The 14927-nt window shown below is 36.5% G+C and carries 17 protein-coding genes and 1 pseudogene; 13 read left to right on the plus strand and 5 right to left on the minus strand.

Going from position 1 to position 14927, the window contains the following annotated elements; all coding sequences use genetic code 11:
• Positions 1–3: 3 nt before the first annotated feature.
• The 9 genes from VB796_RS22520 to VB796_RS22560 all read left to right on the plus strand — a co-directional run bounded on the left by VB796_RS22520 (position 4) and on the right by VB796_RS22560 (position 7786).
• Complete coding sequence (locus VB796_RS22520; RefSeq protein WP_323348851.1) at positions 4–267, plus strand: hypothetical protein; 264 nt, start codon at positions 4–6, stop codon at positions 265–267.
• A gap of 149 nt (positions 268–416) precedes the next feature.
• A complete protein-coding gene (locus VB796_RS22525) occupies positions 417–1781 on the plus strand; it encodes a protein-disulfide reductase DsbD family protein (RefSeq protein ID WP_323348852.1) in 1365 nt (454 codons plus the stop codon).
• A gap of 84 nt (positions 1782–1865) precedes the next feature.
• Positions 1866–2288, plus strand: coding sequence for a thioredoxin family protein (locus VB796_RS22530; RefSeq protein ID WP_323348853.1), 423 nt, complete (start codon positions 1866–1868; stop codon positions 2286–2288).
• A gap of 50 nt (positions 2289–2338) precedes the next feature.
• Complete coding sequence (locus VB796_RS22535; protein WP_323348854.1) at positions 2339–3250, plus strand: FAD:protein FMN transferase; 912 nt, start codon at positions 2339–2341, stop codon at positions 3248–3250.
• A 9-nt stretch (positions 3251–3259) separates the two neighbouring features.
• Entirely contained in the window at positions 3260–4354 is a 1095-nt protein-coding gene (locus VB796_RS22540) for a WD40/YVTN/BNR-like repeat-containing protein (RefSeq protein WP_323348855.1), read from the plus strand.
• Positions 4355–4365: 11 nt separating this feature from the next.
• On the plus strand, positions 4366–4578 hold the full coding sequence (locus tag VB796_RS22545; RefSeq protein WP_323348856.1) for a DUF4266 domain-containing protein: 213 nt from the start codon (positions 4366–4368) through the stop codon (positions 4576–4578).
• 18 nt (positions 4579–4596) lie between these two features.
• Positions 4597–5907, plus strand: a complete 1311-nt coding sequence (locus tag VB796_RS22550; protein ID WP_323348857.1) for a DUF3570 domain-containing protein — start codon at positions 4597–4599, stop codon at positions 5905–5907.
• Between the two features lie 15 nt (positions 5908–5922).
• A complete protein-coding gene (locus VB796_RS22555; RefSeq protein WP_323348858.1) occupies positions 5923–7014 on the plus strand; it encodes a WD40/YVTN/BNR-like repeat-containing protein in 1092 nt (363 codons plus the stop codon).
• A gap of 304 nt (positions 7015–7318) precedes the next feature.
• Entirely contained in the window at positions 7319–7786 is a 468-nt protein-coding gene (locus tag VB796_RS22560) for a protein-disulfide reductase DsbD domain-containing protein (protein WP_323348859.1), read from the plus strand.
• A gap of 363 nt (positions 7787–8149) precedes the next feature.
• On the opposite strand, the gene VB796_RS22565 is transcribed toward VB796_RS22560, so the two are convergent.
• Positions 8150–8914 carry an SDR family oxidoreductase gene (locus tag VB796_RS22565; protein WP_323348860.1) on the minus strand — a complete coding sequence of 255 codons (765 nt, stop codon included), beginning with the start codon at positions 8912–8914 and terminating at the stop codon, positions 8150–8152.
• A gap of 553 nt (positions 8915–9467) precedes the next feature.
• Here VB796_RS22565 and VB796_RS22570 point away from each other — a divergent pair.
• From VB796_RS22570 to VB796_RS22580, 3 genes and pseudogenes are all read left to right on the plus strand, one after another.
• A complete protein-coding gene (locus VB796_RS22570) occupies positions 9468–9803 on the plus strand; it encodes a hypothetical protein (RefSeq protein WP_323348861.1) in 336 nt (111 codons plus the stop codon).
• A 153-nt stretch (positions 9804–9956) separates the two neighbouring features.
• The gene (locus tag VB796_RS22575) at positions 9957–10232 is read left to right on the plus strand and encodes a tyrosine-type recombinase/integrase (protein ID WP_323348862.1); all 276 of its coding nucleotides are present in this window, start codon (positions 9957–9959) and stop codon (positions 10230–10232) included.
• Positions 10211–11351 (plus strand): annotated as a pseudogene (locus VB796_RS22580) (IS91 family transposase). The gene VB796_RS22575 and the pseudogene VB796_RS22580 overlap by 22 nt, the downstream one beginning before the upstream one ends.
• 254 nt (positions 11352–11605) lie before the next feature.
• Here VB796_RS22580 and VB796_RS22585 read toward each other — a convergent pair.
• From VB796_RS22585 to VB796_RS22600, 4 genes are read right to left on the minus strand one after another with little or no spacing between them, the layout of a single operon-like run.
• Complete coding sequence (locus tag VB796_RS22585; RefSeq protein ID WP_323348863.1) at positions 11606–12286, minus strand: hypothetical protein; 681 nt, start codon at positions 12284–12286, stop codon at positions 11606–11608.
• 27 nt (positions 12287–12313) lie between these two features.
• The gene (locus VB796_RS22590; protein ID WP_323348864.1) at positions 12314–13159 is read right to left on the minus strand and encodes a pirin family protein; all 846 of its coding nucleotides are present in this window, start codon (positions 13157–13159) and stop codon (positions 12314–12316) included.
• 15 nt (positions 13160–13174) lie between these two features.
• Positions 13175–13549, minus strand: coding sequence for a DoxX family protein (locus VB796_RS22595; protein ID WP_323348865.1), 375 nt, complete (start codon positions 13547–13549; stop codon positions 13175–13177).
• Positions 13550–13568: 19 nt separating this feature from the next.
• Complete coding sequence (locus VB796_RS22600; RefSeq protein WP_323348866.1) at positions 13569–14162, minus strand: isochorismatase family protein; 594 nt, start codon at positions 14160–14162, stop codon at positions 13569–13571.
• Between the two features lie 116 nt (positions 14163–14278).
• Between VB796_RS22600 and VB796_RS22605 the strand changes: the two genes are divergently transcribed.
• Entirely contained in the window at positions 14279–14605 is a 327-nt protein-coding gene (locus VB796_RS22605) for a helix-turn-helix domain-containing protein (RefSeq protein WP_323348867.1), read from the plus strand.
• Positions 14606–14927: the final 322 nt, after the last annotated feature.

Raw genomic sequence — 14927 nt, forward strand, 5'->3', positions numbered from 1 at the left:
TCATTGAGTATAATTTATAACGTTCGAATGGGCGTAATTCCCTCTGTCTTTGATGCATTTAAGTATTTATTTGAAGGCTTACAGTTAGAAGTGAAGGATATTCCAACCAACCCTACCTTAGTTAAAAACCAATATGAAGATGTTTCTCAGAAAATTGGGTTTCTGTTGCACGTAAATTTAGGACTGCTTAAACAATTGCAGGAATATGCTAAAAGTCAAGGGTATTTGGAGAGTGTTCAGGAATTAGATAAACTCAAAATACGATAAAGTGGTAACTAATATTCATGGCAATTTTGTTACCCAAAAAATTGATTATGCAAAGCCCCTGGACTTATAGAAAGAAATTGTCTTATGAATCATAAAAAACACTAAATGCTTTAAAATAAACCATTTATACTAAAAATTTTAAAATAAAAATGCAATCTTCTCAATCATTATTAAGTTTTCTTTCTGTCGCTTTTCTGGCTGGACTTGCTACCATTTTCATGCCCTGCATTTATCCAATTATGCCGATGACGGTGAGTTTTTTCACCAAGCAATCAGACGGTAAAATAAAAGCACTATTTTACGGAATGTCAATCATGCTCATTTTTGGACTAATAGGTTTTTTAACCATGATAACTGGAGCATCTTTTCTCAATTTTATCAGCACTCATTGGATTCCAAACTTGGCTTTTTTTATTGTTTTCATTGTTTTTGGTGTTTCTCTATTAGGAGCCTTTGAAATTGTTTTACCGCATAATTGGGTAAATAAAGTTGATGGATTATCGGATAGCGGTGGCTGGATTGGCATATTCTTTATGGCTTTAACGCTTGTGGTAGTATCTTTTTCATGTACAGCCCCATTTGTAGGCTCATTATTAGTTATGGCAGCACAAGGCGAAGTATTTCGTCCATTATGGGGAATGTTAGCTTTTGGGTTGCCTTTTGCTTTGGTGTTTTCTTCTTTGGCAATGTTTCCTCAATGGTTAAAAAGTTTGCCAAAATCGGGTGGATGGATGAATGAAATGAAAGCCGTTATGGGGCTGGCAGAGTTTGCTTTGGCACTAAAATTTTTGAGCAATATTGACCAAACATACCATTTTGGATTAATTTCTCGTACCACATTTCTTATCTGTTGGATTTTAATTTTCACTTTGGTTGCTTTGTATATCGCAGGAATTATTCGCTTACCAAAGGACTCAAAAATCAAAAATCGTGCTCCATCTCGCATTTTTTTCACGGGTTTATTTATTGTTTTTTCGGGATATATGACCACAGGAATTTTTGGAAAACCTTTACCAATTCTTTCTGGAATATTACCACCAATTGAGAATATTGGCACTTTGGCTGGAGTTTCTGCTGATAAACTTCGCCCAATGGCTTATGGCTTAGTTGGTTTTTCTGACTATGAGGACGCTCTGGAGTACGCCCAAAAAGTAAATAAACCTGTATTAATTGATTTTACTGGTTATGCTTGTGCCAACTGTCGGAAAATGGAAGAATCGGTTTGGGTTAATCCTGAAGTCTTAACAAAACTTAAAAATGATTACGTCATCGCATCACTTTACGTGGACGACAAAAAAGAGTTGCCAAAAACAAAAAAATACACTTCAAAATATGATGATGAACTAAAAAGTACCGTTGGAGATAAGAATATGGACTTAGAAATTTCAAAATTCAATAATAACGCTCAGCCATTTTATATACTCATCTCACCTAATGGCGAACAAATAGGTAGCCCTATTGGCTATTGTTCATTGTCTGATTTTATGAATTTCTTGAACATAACAAAGAAATAGGGATTTTTATCTTGCATTGTTTGTGATTATAAATTAGTGAGAATACATTTGTTTTCTTATTTTTAATTAATCTAAATAAATATAATGAAACCTTTACAAAAACTTATTTGTCTATGCTTTTTATTCGCATTTCTGGCATTCAAATCCGACTCGAATATTGACTTACAGACCAAAGCAAAAAGTGAACATAAAAATATTGTGGTATATTTTTGTGGTAGTGACTGGTGCAGTATCTGTACAAAATTTAAGAAAAGTTTTCTCGTAAAATCAGAAGTTGAAGCACTCCTACAAAATCAATACATCTATTATGTGGCAGACTTTCCGCAACGGACTAAACTTGAACCCAATTTAGAAAAGTATAACGAGTTTTTGGCTGACAAACTTAACCCAGAAGGAGAGTTTCCATTGTTAGTAATTGCAGATGAAAATTTAGTGGTAAAAGAAAAAATTCATGCAACACTTTCAGAAGATTTGGCATTACAGAAATTAAAAAATAATGGAAAATGATTAAATCAAGTCCTCGTATATTAAGTGTCTATTCCGAATCTAAAAATTCAATGAGTTCGACATTAGATATTACTATATTACACGACAGAAACTTACCTGATGAAGCCAAATGCCTAATTCAGTTAGGCTATGATGAGGCAACTCGATTAATCAATATTATTTCGGCTTGGCAAGAAGGAACAGAGCTATTCTTGGTCAATCAACAAGCAGGTCTAAGGCCTGTGAAAGTTGGAGATGAACTTTTTTATTTGGTGAAACGTAGTTTAAAACTATCCCTTCTGACCGGTGGTCTTTTTGATGTTACATTTGCTTCCATTGATAAAATTTGGTATTTCGACAGACCACTCATTGAAAAACCTTCGGATGAAAAAATCAAAGCATCTATCAAAAATATCAACTATGAATTTATCGAATTAGATGAGCAAGCTAAAACTATTTTTATTCGCAATAAAGATACAAAAATAGAATTAGGTGCAATTGGTAAAGGTTTCATTGCCAATAAGATAAAGGCTAAGTTGATAAGTTTAGGGATTGAATCAGGATTGGTAAATGCAGGAGGTGATTTGGTATCATGGGGAAAAAGTATTCATCCTGATGGTATTTGGAAAGTAGGCATCGCTGACCCAAACAAAACGACGGATTACATAGGTTGGCTTCCGATTCGGAATGAAGCTATTGCCACATCGGGTAACTATGAACGCTTTGCAATGATTGATGGAAAACAATATTCTCATATCATCAATCCCAAAACTGGGTATCCCGTAAAAGGCATAAAAAGTGTAACCGTACTGAGTCCTGACCCTGAATTATGTGATGTTCTTGCTACCTCAATTTTCTTGATGGGGCGTAAGAAAGGATTAGATTTTGCAAACAATTTTAACGATATCCGCTGCTTCATTGTCGATGATAATGGTGAATACTATTATTCAGATAATTTGGAAAAGAGATACTATCAAAAATAATTATTTATTATGAAATCATTTGTAACGAGAATGCAACAATTGGCATTAGCTGGTTTTGTAGCATTCATGGGATTATCATGTACTACATCCACTGAAAATGACCCCCTCTATGAAACCCCAACCCTCACGACGCTTTCGAGTGGGGTCACGGATAGGCTTACAAGAGTTCAATTTCTGAATGAAAATGTAGGTTATATTTCTGGACAAGTTGGTGTTATTTTAAAAACCAAGGATGCTGGTAAAACTTGGGTTAAGCAAACCACAGGAATTACGACTGCCCTTAATAGCCTAAATTTTGTCGATGAAAATACAGGATGGGCAGTTGGAGCGGCTTCTACGGTTGGGACAACGACTGTTTCCACAATTTTGAATACTTCGGATGGTGGCACTACCTGGACACGACAAACAGTCGGAGGTACAGCTCGTGCTTTAAATTCGGTCAAATTTATTGATAAAAATACAGGATGGGCCGTAGGTGCAAATGGTACAATCTACCATACCACTAACGGCGGAACAACTTGGGCGATTCAAGCAAATATTGATACGTTGGGAATGCGAGGTAGTTGGGTTCGTAAACGTATAGCCGCTGGCGAAAATACAACCAGCACTACCAATGGAACAATTGGCGGTACAACTCTGAATTATATTCATGCCATTGACGCTAAAAACCTATACATCTTAGGAAATGCTGGTTATATTTTTAAATCCACTGATGGTGGCAATAAATGGAAATGGATGGAAACTGAAAGCCTGAATGCGGTCTATGGTATTTCATATCCTACCAACAATACCGCTTTTATTTGTGGGGCAAATGGTATGATTTTGAAAATGAACGCCAACGGAACTTTTGAAGACAGAACCAATAAAGCAAATACTCGTTCTTTCAGAGATTTATACTTTATAAATGAAAACTATGGCTGGGCAATTGGCGAACATGGATACATTTATAAAACAACCAATGGCGGAAAATACTGGGGACAAGAAGTTGACCCTTCGCAAGTTTATATTTTTTATTCGTGCTTTTTTATAAAGCCTGACCTCGGTTATTTCGTTGGAAACAACGGAACTATTGTGAAAGTGCAAGACATTAAATTAACCAATTAACCCCTGCAAACATGAAACGCATATACCTTTTATTAGCATTATTAACTTTAGGAGCAAGCAGTTGTTCGGTTGTTAAACCATATCAAAGACAATACGTAAACGACTATACGATGAGTCAGAGTCCATTATCTGTCGAAAAAGCAGAATCAGAAGGTTTCACGTATCGAGAGGGGGCATCTGGCGGAGAAGGTGGCAAAATTGGTGGGGGATGTGGCTGTAATTAATCAATAAAACGAAAGAAAATGACTAAGAATAGACTAAACCTAACAATGGCATTGGTGTGCTATGCGTGTATTGGGTTTTCACAAAATAGAGTAACTCAACCTACTAAAGAAGTAGAAAGCGAGAAAAAACCGATTAAAGTTAGTTTATTAAGTAACTATTACGAGCAAGACGGAGAGCATGGGGCAACTAACGGCGGAAAAGGCTCTCAAGATTTATATAGTTATACTCAAGAGGGAAGTATATTTTTACCAGTAAGTAAACATGTTGGTGTTAAATTGAGTGGTGGATTAGATTATTTTACAGCAGCTTCTTATTTGGATATTGACAAATACAAAACATCTGCCAGTTCTGGAAGTAGTGGTGTTAGCGTAGATGAAACACGTACTTACGGAGGAATCGGTATTGATTTTTCTAATAAAAGTCAGACAAAAACCATGTCTCCATACGTCGGTTTTTCAAAAGAATATGATGTAAACTCCCTTACGCTGGGTTATTCTCATTCTTTAATAAACCCTTCTTCTGGGTCGGTCTTATCGTTTAAATTTAACTCAATTATGGATACTTGGATGTTGATATATCCAGGAGAGTTTAGAAATACAAACGAAGCGTATGACGCAGGAACAAGTGCTTCTGATAAAGGAACTAAGATAAATCCAAATGCAATACCCATTGTTAATAGTGGAGATACAAAAACAAAAGATGGAAAAACTTATGGCGTAGATAATCGCTATTCTAACGCCATCGGAGCCAATTACGCTTTCAATATTAACAAAAAAATGAATGCTCTCATTGGGCTTGATGCCATCTTCCAAAAAGGACTACTTAACACTCCCTTTTACAGAGTATATTTCAAAGACGGAGTGATTGATGAATATTCTAAAACCGTTGCTACTGAAAAACTTCCACGACTAAGACACAAATTGGCTATCTATGGACGTTTCAACTGGTTTCTTAATAAATTTGTCGTACTCCGAACAAGCTTGAGATTGTATAAAGATGATTGGGGTATCAACTCCGCTACATTTGACCTCACCGTTCCTCTAAAGGTAACTCGGGCAGTAACTATTTCACCCTTCGTAAAGGTTCATGCACAATCATCGTCTGACTATTTTGCTGGCTACGGACGGCATTTGTTGACTGACCAATATTACACCAGTGATTTTGACTTATCTCAACTTCAATCACAAAAAATTGGGGGTACGCTTCGTCTTGTTCCATTTCATAAATTTCTCAATGTAAAGTCATTAGATTTAAGATATGCACATTACAAGCGAAGCGATGGACTAACAGGAAATTCCATCACTGCCGAATTAAGTTTTGAATTCTAATATCACTAAATGATAATGAAAAATAATCATCAATTATGGAAAAAGGGAGCAGTTTTAGCCCTTTTTCCGCTAATTTTTTCTGCTTGTAAAGAAGTAGAAGTGGAAGCTGGAGAAGCCGAAAGTAATATCTATGTTAACCTTCAACATAGTGGTACAACTGAAAATTTACGTTCGGTTCACTTTTTTGATGCTTCCAATGGACTCACCGTTGGAACAACAGGTGGAATGTACAGAACTGCTAATGGAGGGCAGTCATGGACAAAATCCTTTCCTATCCCAATGGATACTGCCAAAAGTATGATTGATACCACCATCGTTTATAATAGAATTTATTTTCAAAATAGTCAAAATGGTTGGATATTAGGTACGTATAACGCACGCACGGCAACTTCAACAACCGTAGCCGCCAGAAAAACAGCCTTGCTTAAAACCCAAAATGGTGGTGTGTCATGGGTAAATAAAAACTTTGATTCAACCGTTAAAACCTTTACCGCTATCCGTTTTTTTGATGAAAACATAGGTTATGTCATTGGTAACGCTGGACTTATTTATAAAACTAATGATGGGGGAAATACTTGGACACAACAAATTTCTGGAGTAAGCTCAAATTTAAGAGATATTACCATTATTAGTAGCAATACGGCAATGATTGTTGGACCTAATGGAGTATTACTAAAAACACAAAATGGGGGTGAAACTTGGGAGAAATTAACCACTCCAGGCAGTAGAGCCTTTTATAAAATTAAATTCATCAATAGTCTTTACGGATACATTGTAGGTGGTGGTGAAGGCAACACTCCTAATGCCGACAAAGCATTCGTTTATAAAATAGATATTCATGGCAATTTTACGGACTTAACCAATAAATATTACTCCGTTTTTTATCTCTACGGGGTACATTCATCTACCGACGGAAATGAACTATGGACAGCAGGACATTTAGGGCAAATTTTCAGGTCTAAAGATGGTGGAAAAACATGGTCAGACGAATTAAGTAAATCTCAGCGTTCTGAAATTTTATATGATATTTCATTCCCAACCGAACGTATAGGTTATTTCGTTGGAGATGGGGGCGTTGTCTTAAAAGTTGATTTGGATAGAGAGTAATATTACCCAAGATTAGTCAAACTGTCACAGCAATGCCGTGACAGTTTTTTACTTAAATCATAGTTCTGATGAAAGATAGTGTTATTCATAATAGGTTTAAGAAAAATTGGCAATCTGTTAAGGTTCATAAACATCATATACATTTTCGATGGAAAAAGAAATTACCAATGTCCTAATTATTGGCTCAGGCACTACGGCTATCTATACTTCGCATTCATAAAAAAACAATTTAGAATCCATTTAGTAGTGCTGAAACAGTCATCTTTTTCGATGACTGTTTTTAAGCTATTATTAATCCTCAATTATGAAAAAGAATCCAATCATTCTCATTTTATTATTCCATTTTATTTTTATTCAAACGGGATATTCTCAAATAATAAAACCAGCAAAATTTACATTTACAACCAATAAAACAACACCAAAAGTCGGAGAAACCATTGAATTGACTTTCACTGCCACGATTGACAAAGACTGGAAACTATATTCAGTAGAAAACCACCTTAATCCAGGTCCAATTCCGATTGAAGCTGTGTTTAATGAAAGTGATACTTTTGAGTTAGTGGGAAAGTTAAAAGCTATAAAACCTCAAAAACATTTTGATTCATACTGGAAAGGTCAAGTTTCTTATTTTATACACAAGGCTATTTTTATTCAAAAAGTAAAAATAAAAAAAGCGAAAGCTATTATCGAAGGTAAATTAAAATACCAAACCTGTACTTTAAAAGATGGAAGTTGTGTATTAGGAAAAGATAAATTTGGATTTTCGTTTTAAGAAGATATTGGTTTGTCTGACAGACATTGTAACGCTTTACCTAATATTGTCAGACCCCCAATATATTTGTCGTACTCAAGAAAATAACCGCAAATAGGGCAAAAAAGCCACAGTTTGCGGTTTTGTGAAGAATCGTAGATAATGCTGTAACTGTATATTCCTGTATCATTCACTACATCATACACTCTGAAGCCCCAAAAACAAAAAGCAGGCGAAAGCCTGCTCTTCCAAATATCTTCAAGTCGAACGACAACTCCATAAAAGAAACTAACTAAGCCGACCGCTACCATAGACTAAGTTCAACATCGCCTTCATCGCATGGCTTGCAGCCACGACAAAGGCTTAGTTATTAGTAGCAGGTTTTCATCTCGTAAAGCCACCTTCCGAGTGAATAATTTGTCCTGTTATCCATTCTGCTTCGTCACTTGCCAAAAATGCAATCAGACTTGATGCGTCTTTTGGTGTTCCAATTCGTCCCATTGGTGATTTTTCAAGAATTATTTTTGTCAAATTTTCGTCCATCCAACCCGTGTCTGTCGGACCTGGATTTACTGCGTTAATTGTAATTCCTTTTGTCGCAATTTTTTGAGAAATAGTTTTTGTTAAAGTTTCAACTGCACCTTTTGTTACAGCATAAGCAATCTCGTCACACATTTCTCCCAATGATTGTCCCGAAGTCAAGTTAATAACCCTTCCCCCTTTCTGTAATGTAAACCTTTTAATAAATTCTATTGTCAGCAAAGTTGTTGCTTTTAGATTGATTTCATAATGTTTGTCTAACTCAGTTGCTGAAAAATTGTAAATGTCGGTTTGTATGCTGTAAGTCGCATTGTTCACAAGAACTGATACTTGTCCCAATTTGTCTTGAACTTCGTTGAATAGTAGTTCTGCTGAATTTATTAGTGCAAGGTTTAATTCTAATTTCTCGCACTTTACACCAAGATTTAGAATTTCACTTTGAATTTGATTTGGTTCGTCAGAGCCTACTTTCCAAGGCATTTGATTATCGTAAGTTGTCCAATAAGTAAAAAAAATGTCAAAATTGCGTTTGGCTAATTCAATACAAATTGCATAACCAATTCCTTTCAAACGACTAACTCCTGTAACTATGGCTATTTTTCTATTCATTGTTGTCAGTCTGTTATTTTGTTGTCGGTTTGTGGTTCGGGAAACTTGCCACTAACGTAAAAGTATTTACGAAGAAGTGGGATTTGAAACACTGTCGCCCGAACGTCCGCCCAGATTTGTTCCAATGCTAAAATCGCTTCCAAATGCTTCATAATCTTCCGTCCGCCCAAACAAATGCATCATTAAACTACTAATGTTCAATCACTTCCGTCCGCCCACTTTTCGCAAATACAATGTTGAACTAAACCTCTGCTAGCTTTTGCCCCTCAAGTTCTATCTTTGCATAAATTACAAACTATTTTTAAGATGACAAAAAAAGAATGTTGATGAATTACACGTTGATAAACTGATTCATCGTGCAAAAGTAGAAGTAGCTGATTTTGAAGCTCTTCTTTATCGTTTCGAGCGTAATATTTCTATTTTAGGTAGAAGTAAAAGTACCTTTGAGAATTACGCTCGCCATGTTGCTGCCATTGCCCTTCATTATGGGCAAATCCCTACTTTATTAGACCGCTCGGCGTTCCGACAGGAACAGATACATGAATATCTGTATATGCTTCAAAAGCGGTCTAAAACCCCTTCCCAAACGTATTTTAAGCATACCGTTTACGGACTTCGGTTTTTACTAAAAACGGAAGGTTTACCTTATTCTTATCTTCATCTTCCTGAGATTAAAAAGGAAAAGAAACTGCCCGTGGTACTCAGTAAGGCGGAAGATTGGTCTATGCTCAAGCATTGTCCACTGCTCAAACATCGCATTTTGATTGGCTTGCTTTACGGTTGCGGTCTTCGCTGTCTTGAAGTGCGAAGTATTCGTTTAGCCGATTTAGACTTTGACCGCAAGAATTTGAAAGTCGTTCAAGGTAATCGGTACGCCGAATCGAGGTAAGAAAGACCGATACGTCCCACTTTCAGACCATTTGATTCGTGGTTTAAAGAAGTACATTTCAGCCGAACAACCTACTGAATATCTTTTTGGAGGACAAATTAACGGTAGAGCAGGCGGTGAGTTCGACAGTAGATATTCTCAAAAAGGAGTCCAGTGACTGGGCGTCCCCGGGCTGTAAAAGAGGCTGCCAAGCGAGCTGGAGTTTTGAAGAACGTCCACGTGCATACGCTTCGTCATAGTTTTGCGACTCATTTGTTAGAAGATGGTCTTGATATAATCACGTTGAAGGATTTATTGGGTCACGAGAATATTGAGACAACAATGGAGTATTTGCTGGGCGGCACTCCGCATATTGCACAAAATGGTCGAGTAAAACCATTCAGTCCTTTAGATACACTCTTCAAGGAATGCAGTCCGAGTACGAAGTAGCTCAAGTTCTTCAACGTTTAGGGAAAAGGGTTTCTGATTTGGGATTAAATACGTGGCAATTACGGACACTTTGGGCTATTGAACGTTGTAGAACTGCTGCTTTAGGTGGTCATATAGATGCTTGCGATAGCTGTGGGAATATCAGTATTAGCTATAATTCCTGTCGAAACAGACACTGCAATAAGTGTCAAGGACATAAAAAAGAGGAATGGATACAAGCAAGAGAATCTGACTTATTACCTGTTCCATATTTCCATCTGGTCTTTACTTTACCCCAAGAGTTAAACCAATTAGCCTTATACCAAACCAAAGAGGTTTATGATAGTTTGTTTCAAGCTTCTTGGCAAACCATGGAGACTTTTGGCAAAAAAAAGGGCGTTCAAATGGGGATGATTTCGGTTCTACACACGTGGGGGCAGAATTTGAGTTTACATCCTCACATCCACTGTATTGTGCCAGGTGGTGGAGTAGATGGAAAAGGTAATTGGCAATCTATCTGTAGTGACGGTAAGTTTTTGTTTCCAGTAAAAGCTTTGAGTAAGGTGTTCAGAGCTAAATATGTGGGGATTTTATCGCAAAAGGTAGAACTGAATAAAGAACTTCGAGAATCACTATTCAAGAAGGATTGGATTGTATATGCAAAACGCCCTTTTGGCTCGCCAAAGTCGGTGGTGGAATATTTAGGTAGATACACCACGGGGACGCCAAGTCAAGGTTGCCATCAGCAATCACCGCTTAAAATCCATTGACGAAGAACGAGTTACTTTTTCTTATAAAGATTACCGCAGTCAAGGCGAAAAGAAGGAAATGAGTTTGACTCATCAGGAATTTATTCGTCGTTTTGCTCAACATATTCTACCCAAACGCTACGTGAGAATTCGGCCGGGCGGCGTTCCGCATTACGGGATACTCAGCAGTACATGGAAGCGAGAGAAGTTTAAGCAGATACAGGCGAATTTTAACATAAAGCCTGCGGAGAAACAAGTTTATCAAACCCTAAACAGAAAATGTAGGTGTTGTAAAACAGGAAATTTGGTAACCATAGCGGTTTTTGACCAACGAGGACCGCCAACATTTTATTTGGGCGATTGCCAAAATGAAAGCAACCATAAAAGTTAATTTATGGGTAAGGGAATTTATATGCCTATAAAATTGAAAATGGCTCTCTCAACCCTCTGAAGCCTTAAAAAGCAAAAAAGCAGGCGAAAACCTGCTCTTCCAAATATCTTCAAGTCGAACGACAACTCCATAAAAGAAATCACCGAAGCCGACCGCTACCAGAGATTAAGTTCAACATCGCCTTCATCGCATGGCTTTCAGCCACGACGAATGCTTAGTTATTAGCGGTAGTACCTTTTAGTCAATACGTTACATCAAAACAGTTCTGCTCGTACAAAAACACCCATACTATTTTCATTAATTTTTAAAGGTCCATAATAATCAAAGTTGCTACCTAAACCAAATTGATAATTTTTATAAGATGCACCAACTCTTAACCAAATATAGCTTCGGTTGTGAGTGTCAAGTTTAGTGTTGTGGTTGTATAGCCCTTGAACTCTTGAATAAAGTCCCCAATTGTTTTTAAATTTTGGTTTATATTCAACAAGTCCAAAAGTTTCAAAATTGTATGTTTGAGTAAGGTCAAAACGAGGTAATAAAACCGCTGTAAATTTTCGATTTGCAAAAACATATTGCAAGCCAGCAGATGGTCTAAACCCTGTCATATAGTTCATTGTTACACCTGTATTTATAGAAAAGCCTTTCCAAATGTCGGCTGTCAGAAATGACTGAGAAATAAATGAATTTTTTTGGTTTGTTGTTGCATAATCACCAACAAATTGAGTAACATTGAAAAAACCAAACCTACTTTTTGGTGAAAAATGTTTGCTGACCATCATTTGAAAAGCTAAATCATTGTTACCAGCAAAAAATTCTACTCCTATTGGTGGGCTTGGTTTTGCTGGTTTTAGCATTGCTAAACTATCGGCTTTATGTTGTGCAAAAGATGCACTTGCCAAAGAAAAAGCTATAAAAAGTAAAATAATTTTACGCATTGTTCAATTTGTTTTTAGTTGTCTGTTTTACCTATTCATTCCACTATACATACCATTCCTTGTGTAAACAGCATCTTTGTCTATCACAAAACAAACTATTGTACTGTTTGTAGTTGCCTCTATTCTTAGCTTTTCATCTTCCACAATAAGGCTGTCTCCTTTGTCCAATTTTGATTGGGCAACATTTATTTCTCCATCAAAAACATAGATAAAATAAGCTGTGTTTTTATAAATTGATTTTGGCAACTCAATAGTAGTCTTCTCTAATTCAATATCGTAAACTAAAATATTGCTTTTTACTTCTAAAAGTGCTTTGCTTTCTTTTGAACCTGCTACAAGTCGCCATTCGTTAGAAATTAATTCTCCAACATTCGCAAACTGAACTTGTGGTGTGTCATTTTCATTTTCTGGACGAATAAAAATTTGCAACAAACGAACATCTTCCTTATACTTTTCCACAGGAATACTTTCTTCGTGGTGAATACCGCTTCCTGCATTCATTAGCATAATGTTTTGTGGCGTTACTGCCACTTCTTTGCCAGTGCTATCTTTGTGTAACATTGTACCTTGTCGCATCAAAGTAAGTATTTCATCATTTTTGTGTGGGTGCATTCCGATAAAGGCACCGGGTTTGAGGTGTGCATCGTCAAACCTCCCTAAATTGTAAAATCCTAAATCTCCGTTATTGGCATTGCGACCTGGGATAACAATATTGATACTGAAATTGCCGTGTCCTGCTTTTTGTCTTTCAGAGGCTTTATTGATGATAAACATATTATTCTGTTTTTTATTGGTTTCTTTAAAAAATGACCAACCAAAAATGGTGCTAAGTCCAGCAAGTCCACTTTTTATGATAAATTCTGCTCTTGTCATTTTTGGTTGGTAATTTTATTGTGGTGCGTTTAAATTTTGGAATAAGCGTTGCCCAAGTTCGGGAAACCTTAAAACACTTGTAACCCAAATTAAAATCTGAATAATTACAAGAGGCAATACTGATTGATTAGTTGTAAAATGTACTGCTATTGCACCGCCAATGTAGGCTATGGCTAACAAAGCACCCACTACCCCAGTTCGTGGAAATAGAAATAAACCAACAATAATTAATTCTAAAATTCCAAGGATTAAAAGATTAGAACTTCCACCAAGTCCTTTCGCCATTTCTTCATTGCCACCAGTCAGTTTAAAAATACCGCTACCGATAAAAATAAGTGCAACTAACCCTGTAAGTACCCAAGCGATAATGTTTTTTGTTTTACTGTTCATTTTATTGTTTGTTTAAATATTAAGCCATTGATGGCAATACATCTGTAAATAAAATCCCTAACAATTCGCCACCTTCTGGTCTTGCCCAGTCTTGTGCAATTTCTGCCATAAGTGTATTTGTTGCTGTTAAAACAACACCTGCTTTTGCCATTCTTTGTTGGCTCAGGTTTTCGCTCAAATCAAATGGCGAACCCGAAGCGTCCATTACTGCCTGCACATTAAACCCTTCTTCAACGGCACTAATTGCAGGATAAACTAAACATACATCGGTGGTAACACCTGCCATAATCAAATTTTTCTTTCCTGTGGCAAGTACCGCATCACGGAAAGCTGTATGTTCCCAACAGTTTACAATGCCTTCTCTTTTGATTCTTGCTGCAAATGCTTCGGGCAAAATATTTTCAAATTCGGGCATCAATGGACCTTGTGCCGCATACTCTTGACTGCTTGTAAAAACGACAGGAATATTAAGAACCTTTGCCATTTTAGCTAATGCCAAAGTTTTTTTCTGAACTTCTTCCAAAGGAATGTTTCTAATCAGTTTCATCGTTCCTACTTGGTGGTCAATTAGTAATAGTGCCGTGTTTTCGGCTGTAAATTTTGAATTGCTCATTTTATTTTATTTTTAAATTGTGTTGCAAAAGTAAAATCAACACTTTACTTTTGCAAGTAGTTACACTTTTGGTAAGTAATAACATAAAGTATAGCAATGCTTAAAATCAATAAGTTATGATCAGAAAAAAAATTGAAAAAGTTACGCACAAGTGTAATTTGAAAGAAGTTTTAGATATTATGGGTGGTAAATGGTCAATTCCAATAATCTCAACGTTGTTAGATGGCACAAAACGATTTAGTGAATTGGAACGAACAATTCCTAACATAAATACAAGAATGTTGGTCAAAGAGTTGAAGAGTATGGAAGCCAATGAGATTGTAAAAAGAGAGGTCTTTGCAACTGTCCCGCCAACGGTAGAATATTCATTAACAGCAAAAGGTCAAAAACTAAAACCAATTGTCGATGAGTTGCATAAATGGGGTGAGGAATTTGTCAAGTAGGTTTGTTTGAAGTACGGGGTCTCTTGGTATTACCGCCAACGTAAAAGTATTGTGGCAGGTGGGGGCTTTGAAACTCGTCTGCCCGAACGTCCGCCGATATAAATTACTGAATTTCAATTACTTACAAATGTTTGGCAGTTTCCGTCCGCCGAAACAAAAGCACAAAAGAATTCCCAAAGTTCAATCAATTCCGTCCGCCCCCACTTCCTACAACCGATTTTTTAAGTGCCTGATTGTTAGTAATTTAAGATTGAGTTTTTTGTAGGCTCATTCCCATTTTTTTAGCCATTTTTTCTAAGTTTTTCAACTGTCTGTCCTTGTA

This window comes from Arcicella sp. LKC2W, from assembly GCF_034931005.1.
GTDB lineage: Bacteria > Bacteroidota > Bacteroidia > Cytophagales > Spirosomataceae > Arcicella.

Coding starts and splice junctions, on each gene's coding strand:
- VB796_RS22570 (WP_323348861.1), top strand. CDS start 9,468: ATGCTTCAAAAGCGGTCTAAAACCCCTTCCCAAACGTATTTTAAGCAT.
- VB796_RS22530 (WP_323348853.1), top strand. CDS start 1,866: ATGAAACCTTTACAAAAACTTATTTGTCTATGCTTTTTATTCGCATTT.
- VB796_RS22595 (WP_323348865.1), bottom strand. CDS start 13,549: ATGAACAGTAAAACAAAAAACATTATCGCTTGGGTACTTACAGGGTTA.
- VB796_RS22560 (WP_323348859.1), top strand. CDS start 7,319: ATGAAAAAGAATCCAATCATTCTCATTTTATTATTCCATTTTATTTTT.
- VB796_RS22590 (WP_323348864.1), bottom strand. CDS start 13,159: ATGACAAGAGCAGAATTTATCATAAAAAGTGGACTTGCTGGACTTAGC.
- VB796_RS22535 (WP_323348854.1), top strand. CDS start 2,339: ATGAGTTCGACATTAGATATTACTATATTACACGACAGAAACTTACCT.
- VB796_RS22550 (WP_323348857.1), top strand. CDS start 4,597: ATGACTAAGAATAGACTAAACCTAACAATGGCATTGGTGTGCTATGCG.
- VB796_RS22605 (WP_323348867.1), top strand. CDS start 14,279: ATGATCAGAAAAAAAATTGAAAAAGTTACGCACAAGTGTAATTTGAAA.
- VB796_RS22555 (WP_323348858.1), top strand. CDS start 5,923: ATGAAAAATAATCATCAATTATGGAAAAAGGGAGCAGTTTTAGCCCTT.
- VB796_RS22525 (WP_323348852.1), top strand. CDS start 417: ATGCAATCTTCTCAATCATTATTAAGTTTTCTTTCTGTCGCTTTTCTG.
- VB796_RS22565 (WP_323348860.1), bottom strand. CDS start 8,914: ATGAATAGAAAAATAGCCATAGTTACAGGAGTTAGTCGTTTGAAAGGA.
- VB796_RS22540 (WP_323348855.1), top strand. CDS start 3,260: ATGAAATCATTTGTAACGAGAATGCAACAATTGGCATTAGCTGGTTTT.
- VB796_RS22600 (WP_323348866.1), bottom strand. CDS start 14,162: ATGAGCAATTCAAAATTTACAGCCGAAAACACGGCACTATTACTAATT.
- VB796_RS22585 (WP_323348863.1), bottom strand. CDS start 12,286: ATGCGTAAAATTATTTTACTTTTTATAGCTTTTTCTTTGGCAAGTGCA.
- VB796_RS22545 (WP_323348856.1), top strand. CDS start 4,366: ATGAAACGCATATACCTTTTATTAGCATTATTAACTTTAGGAGCAAGC.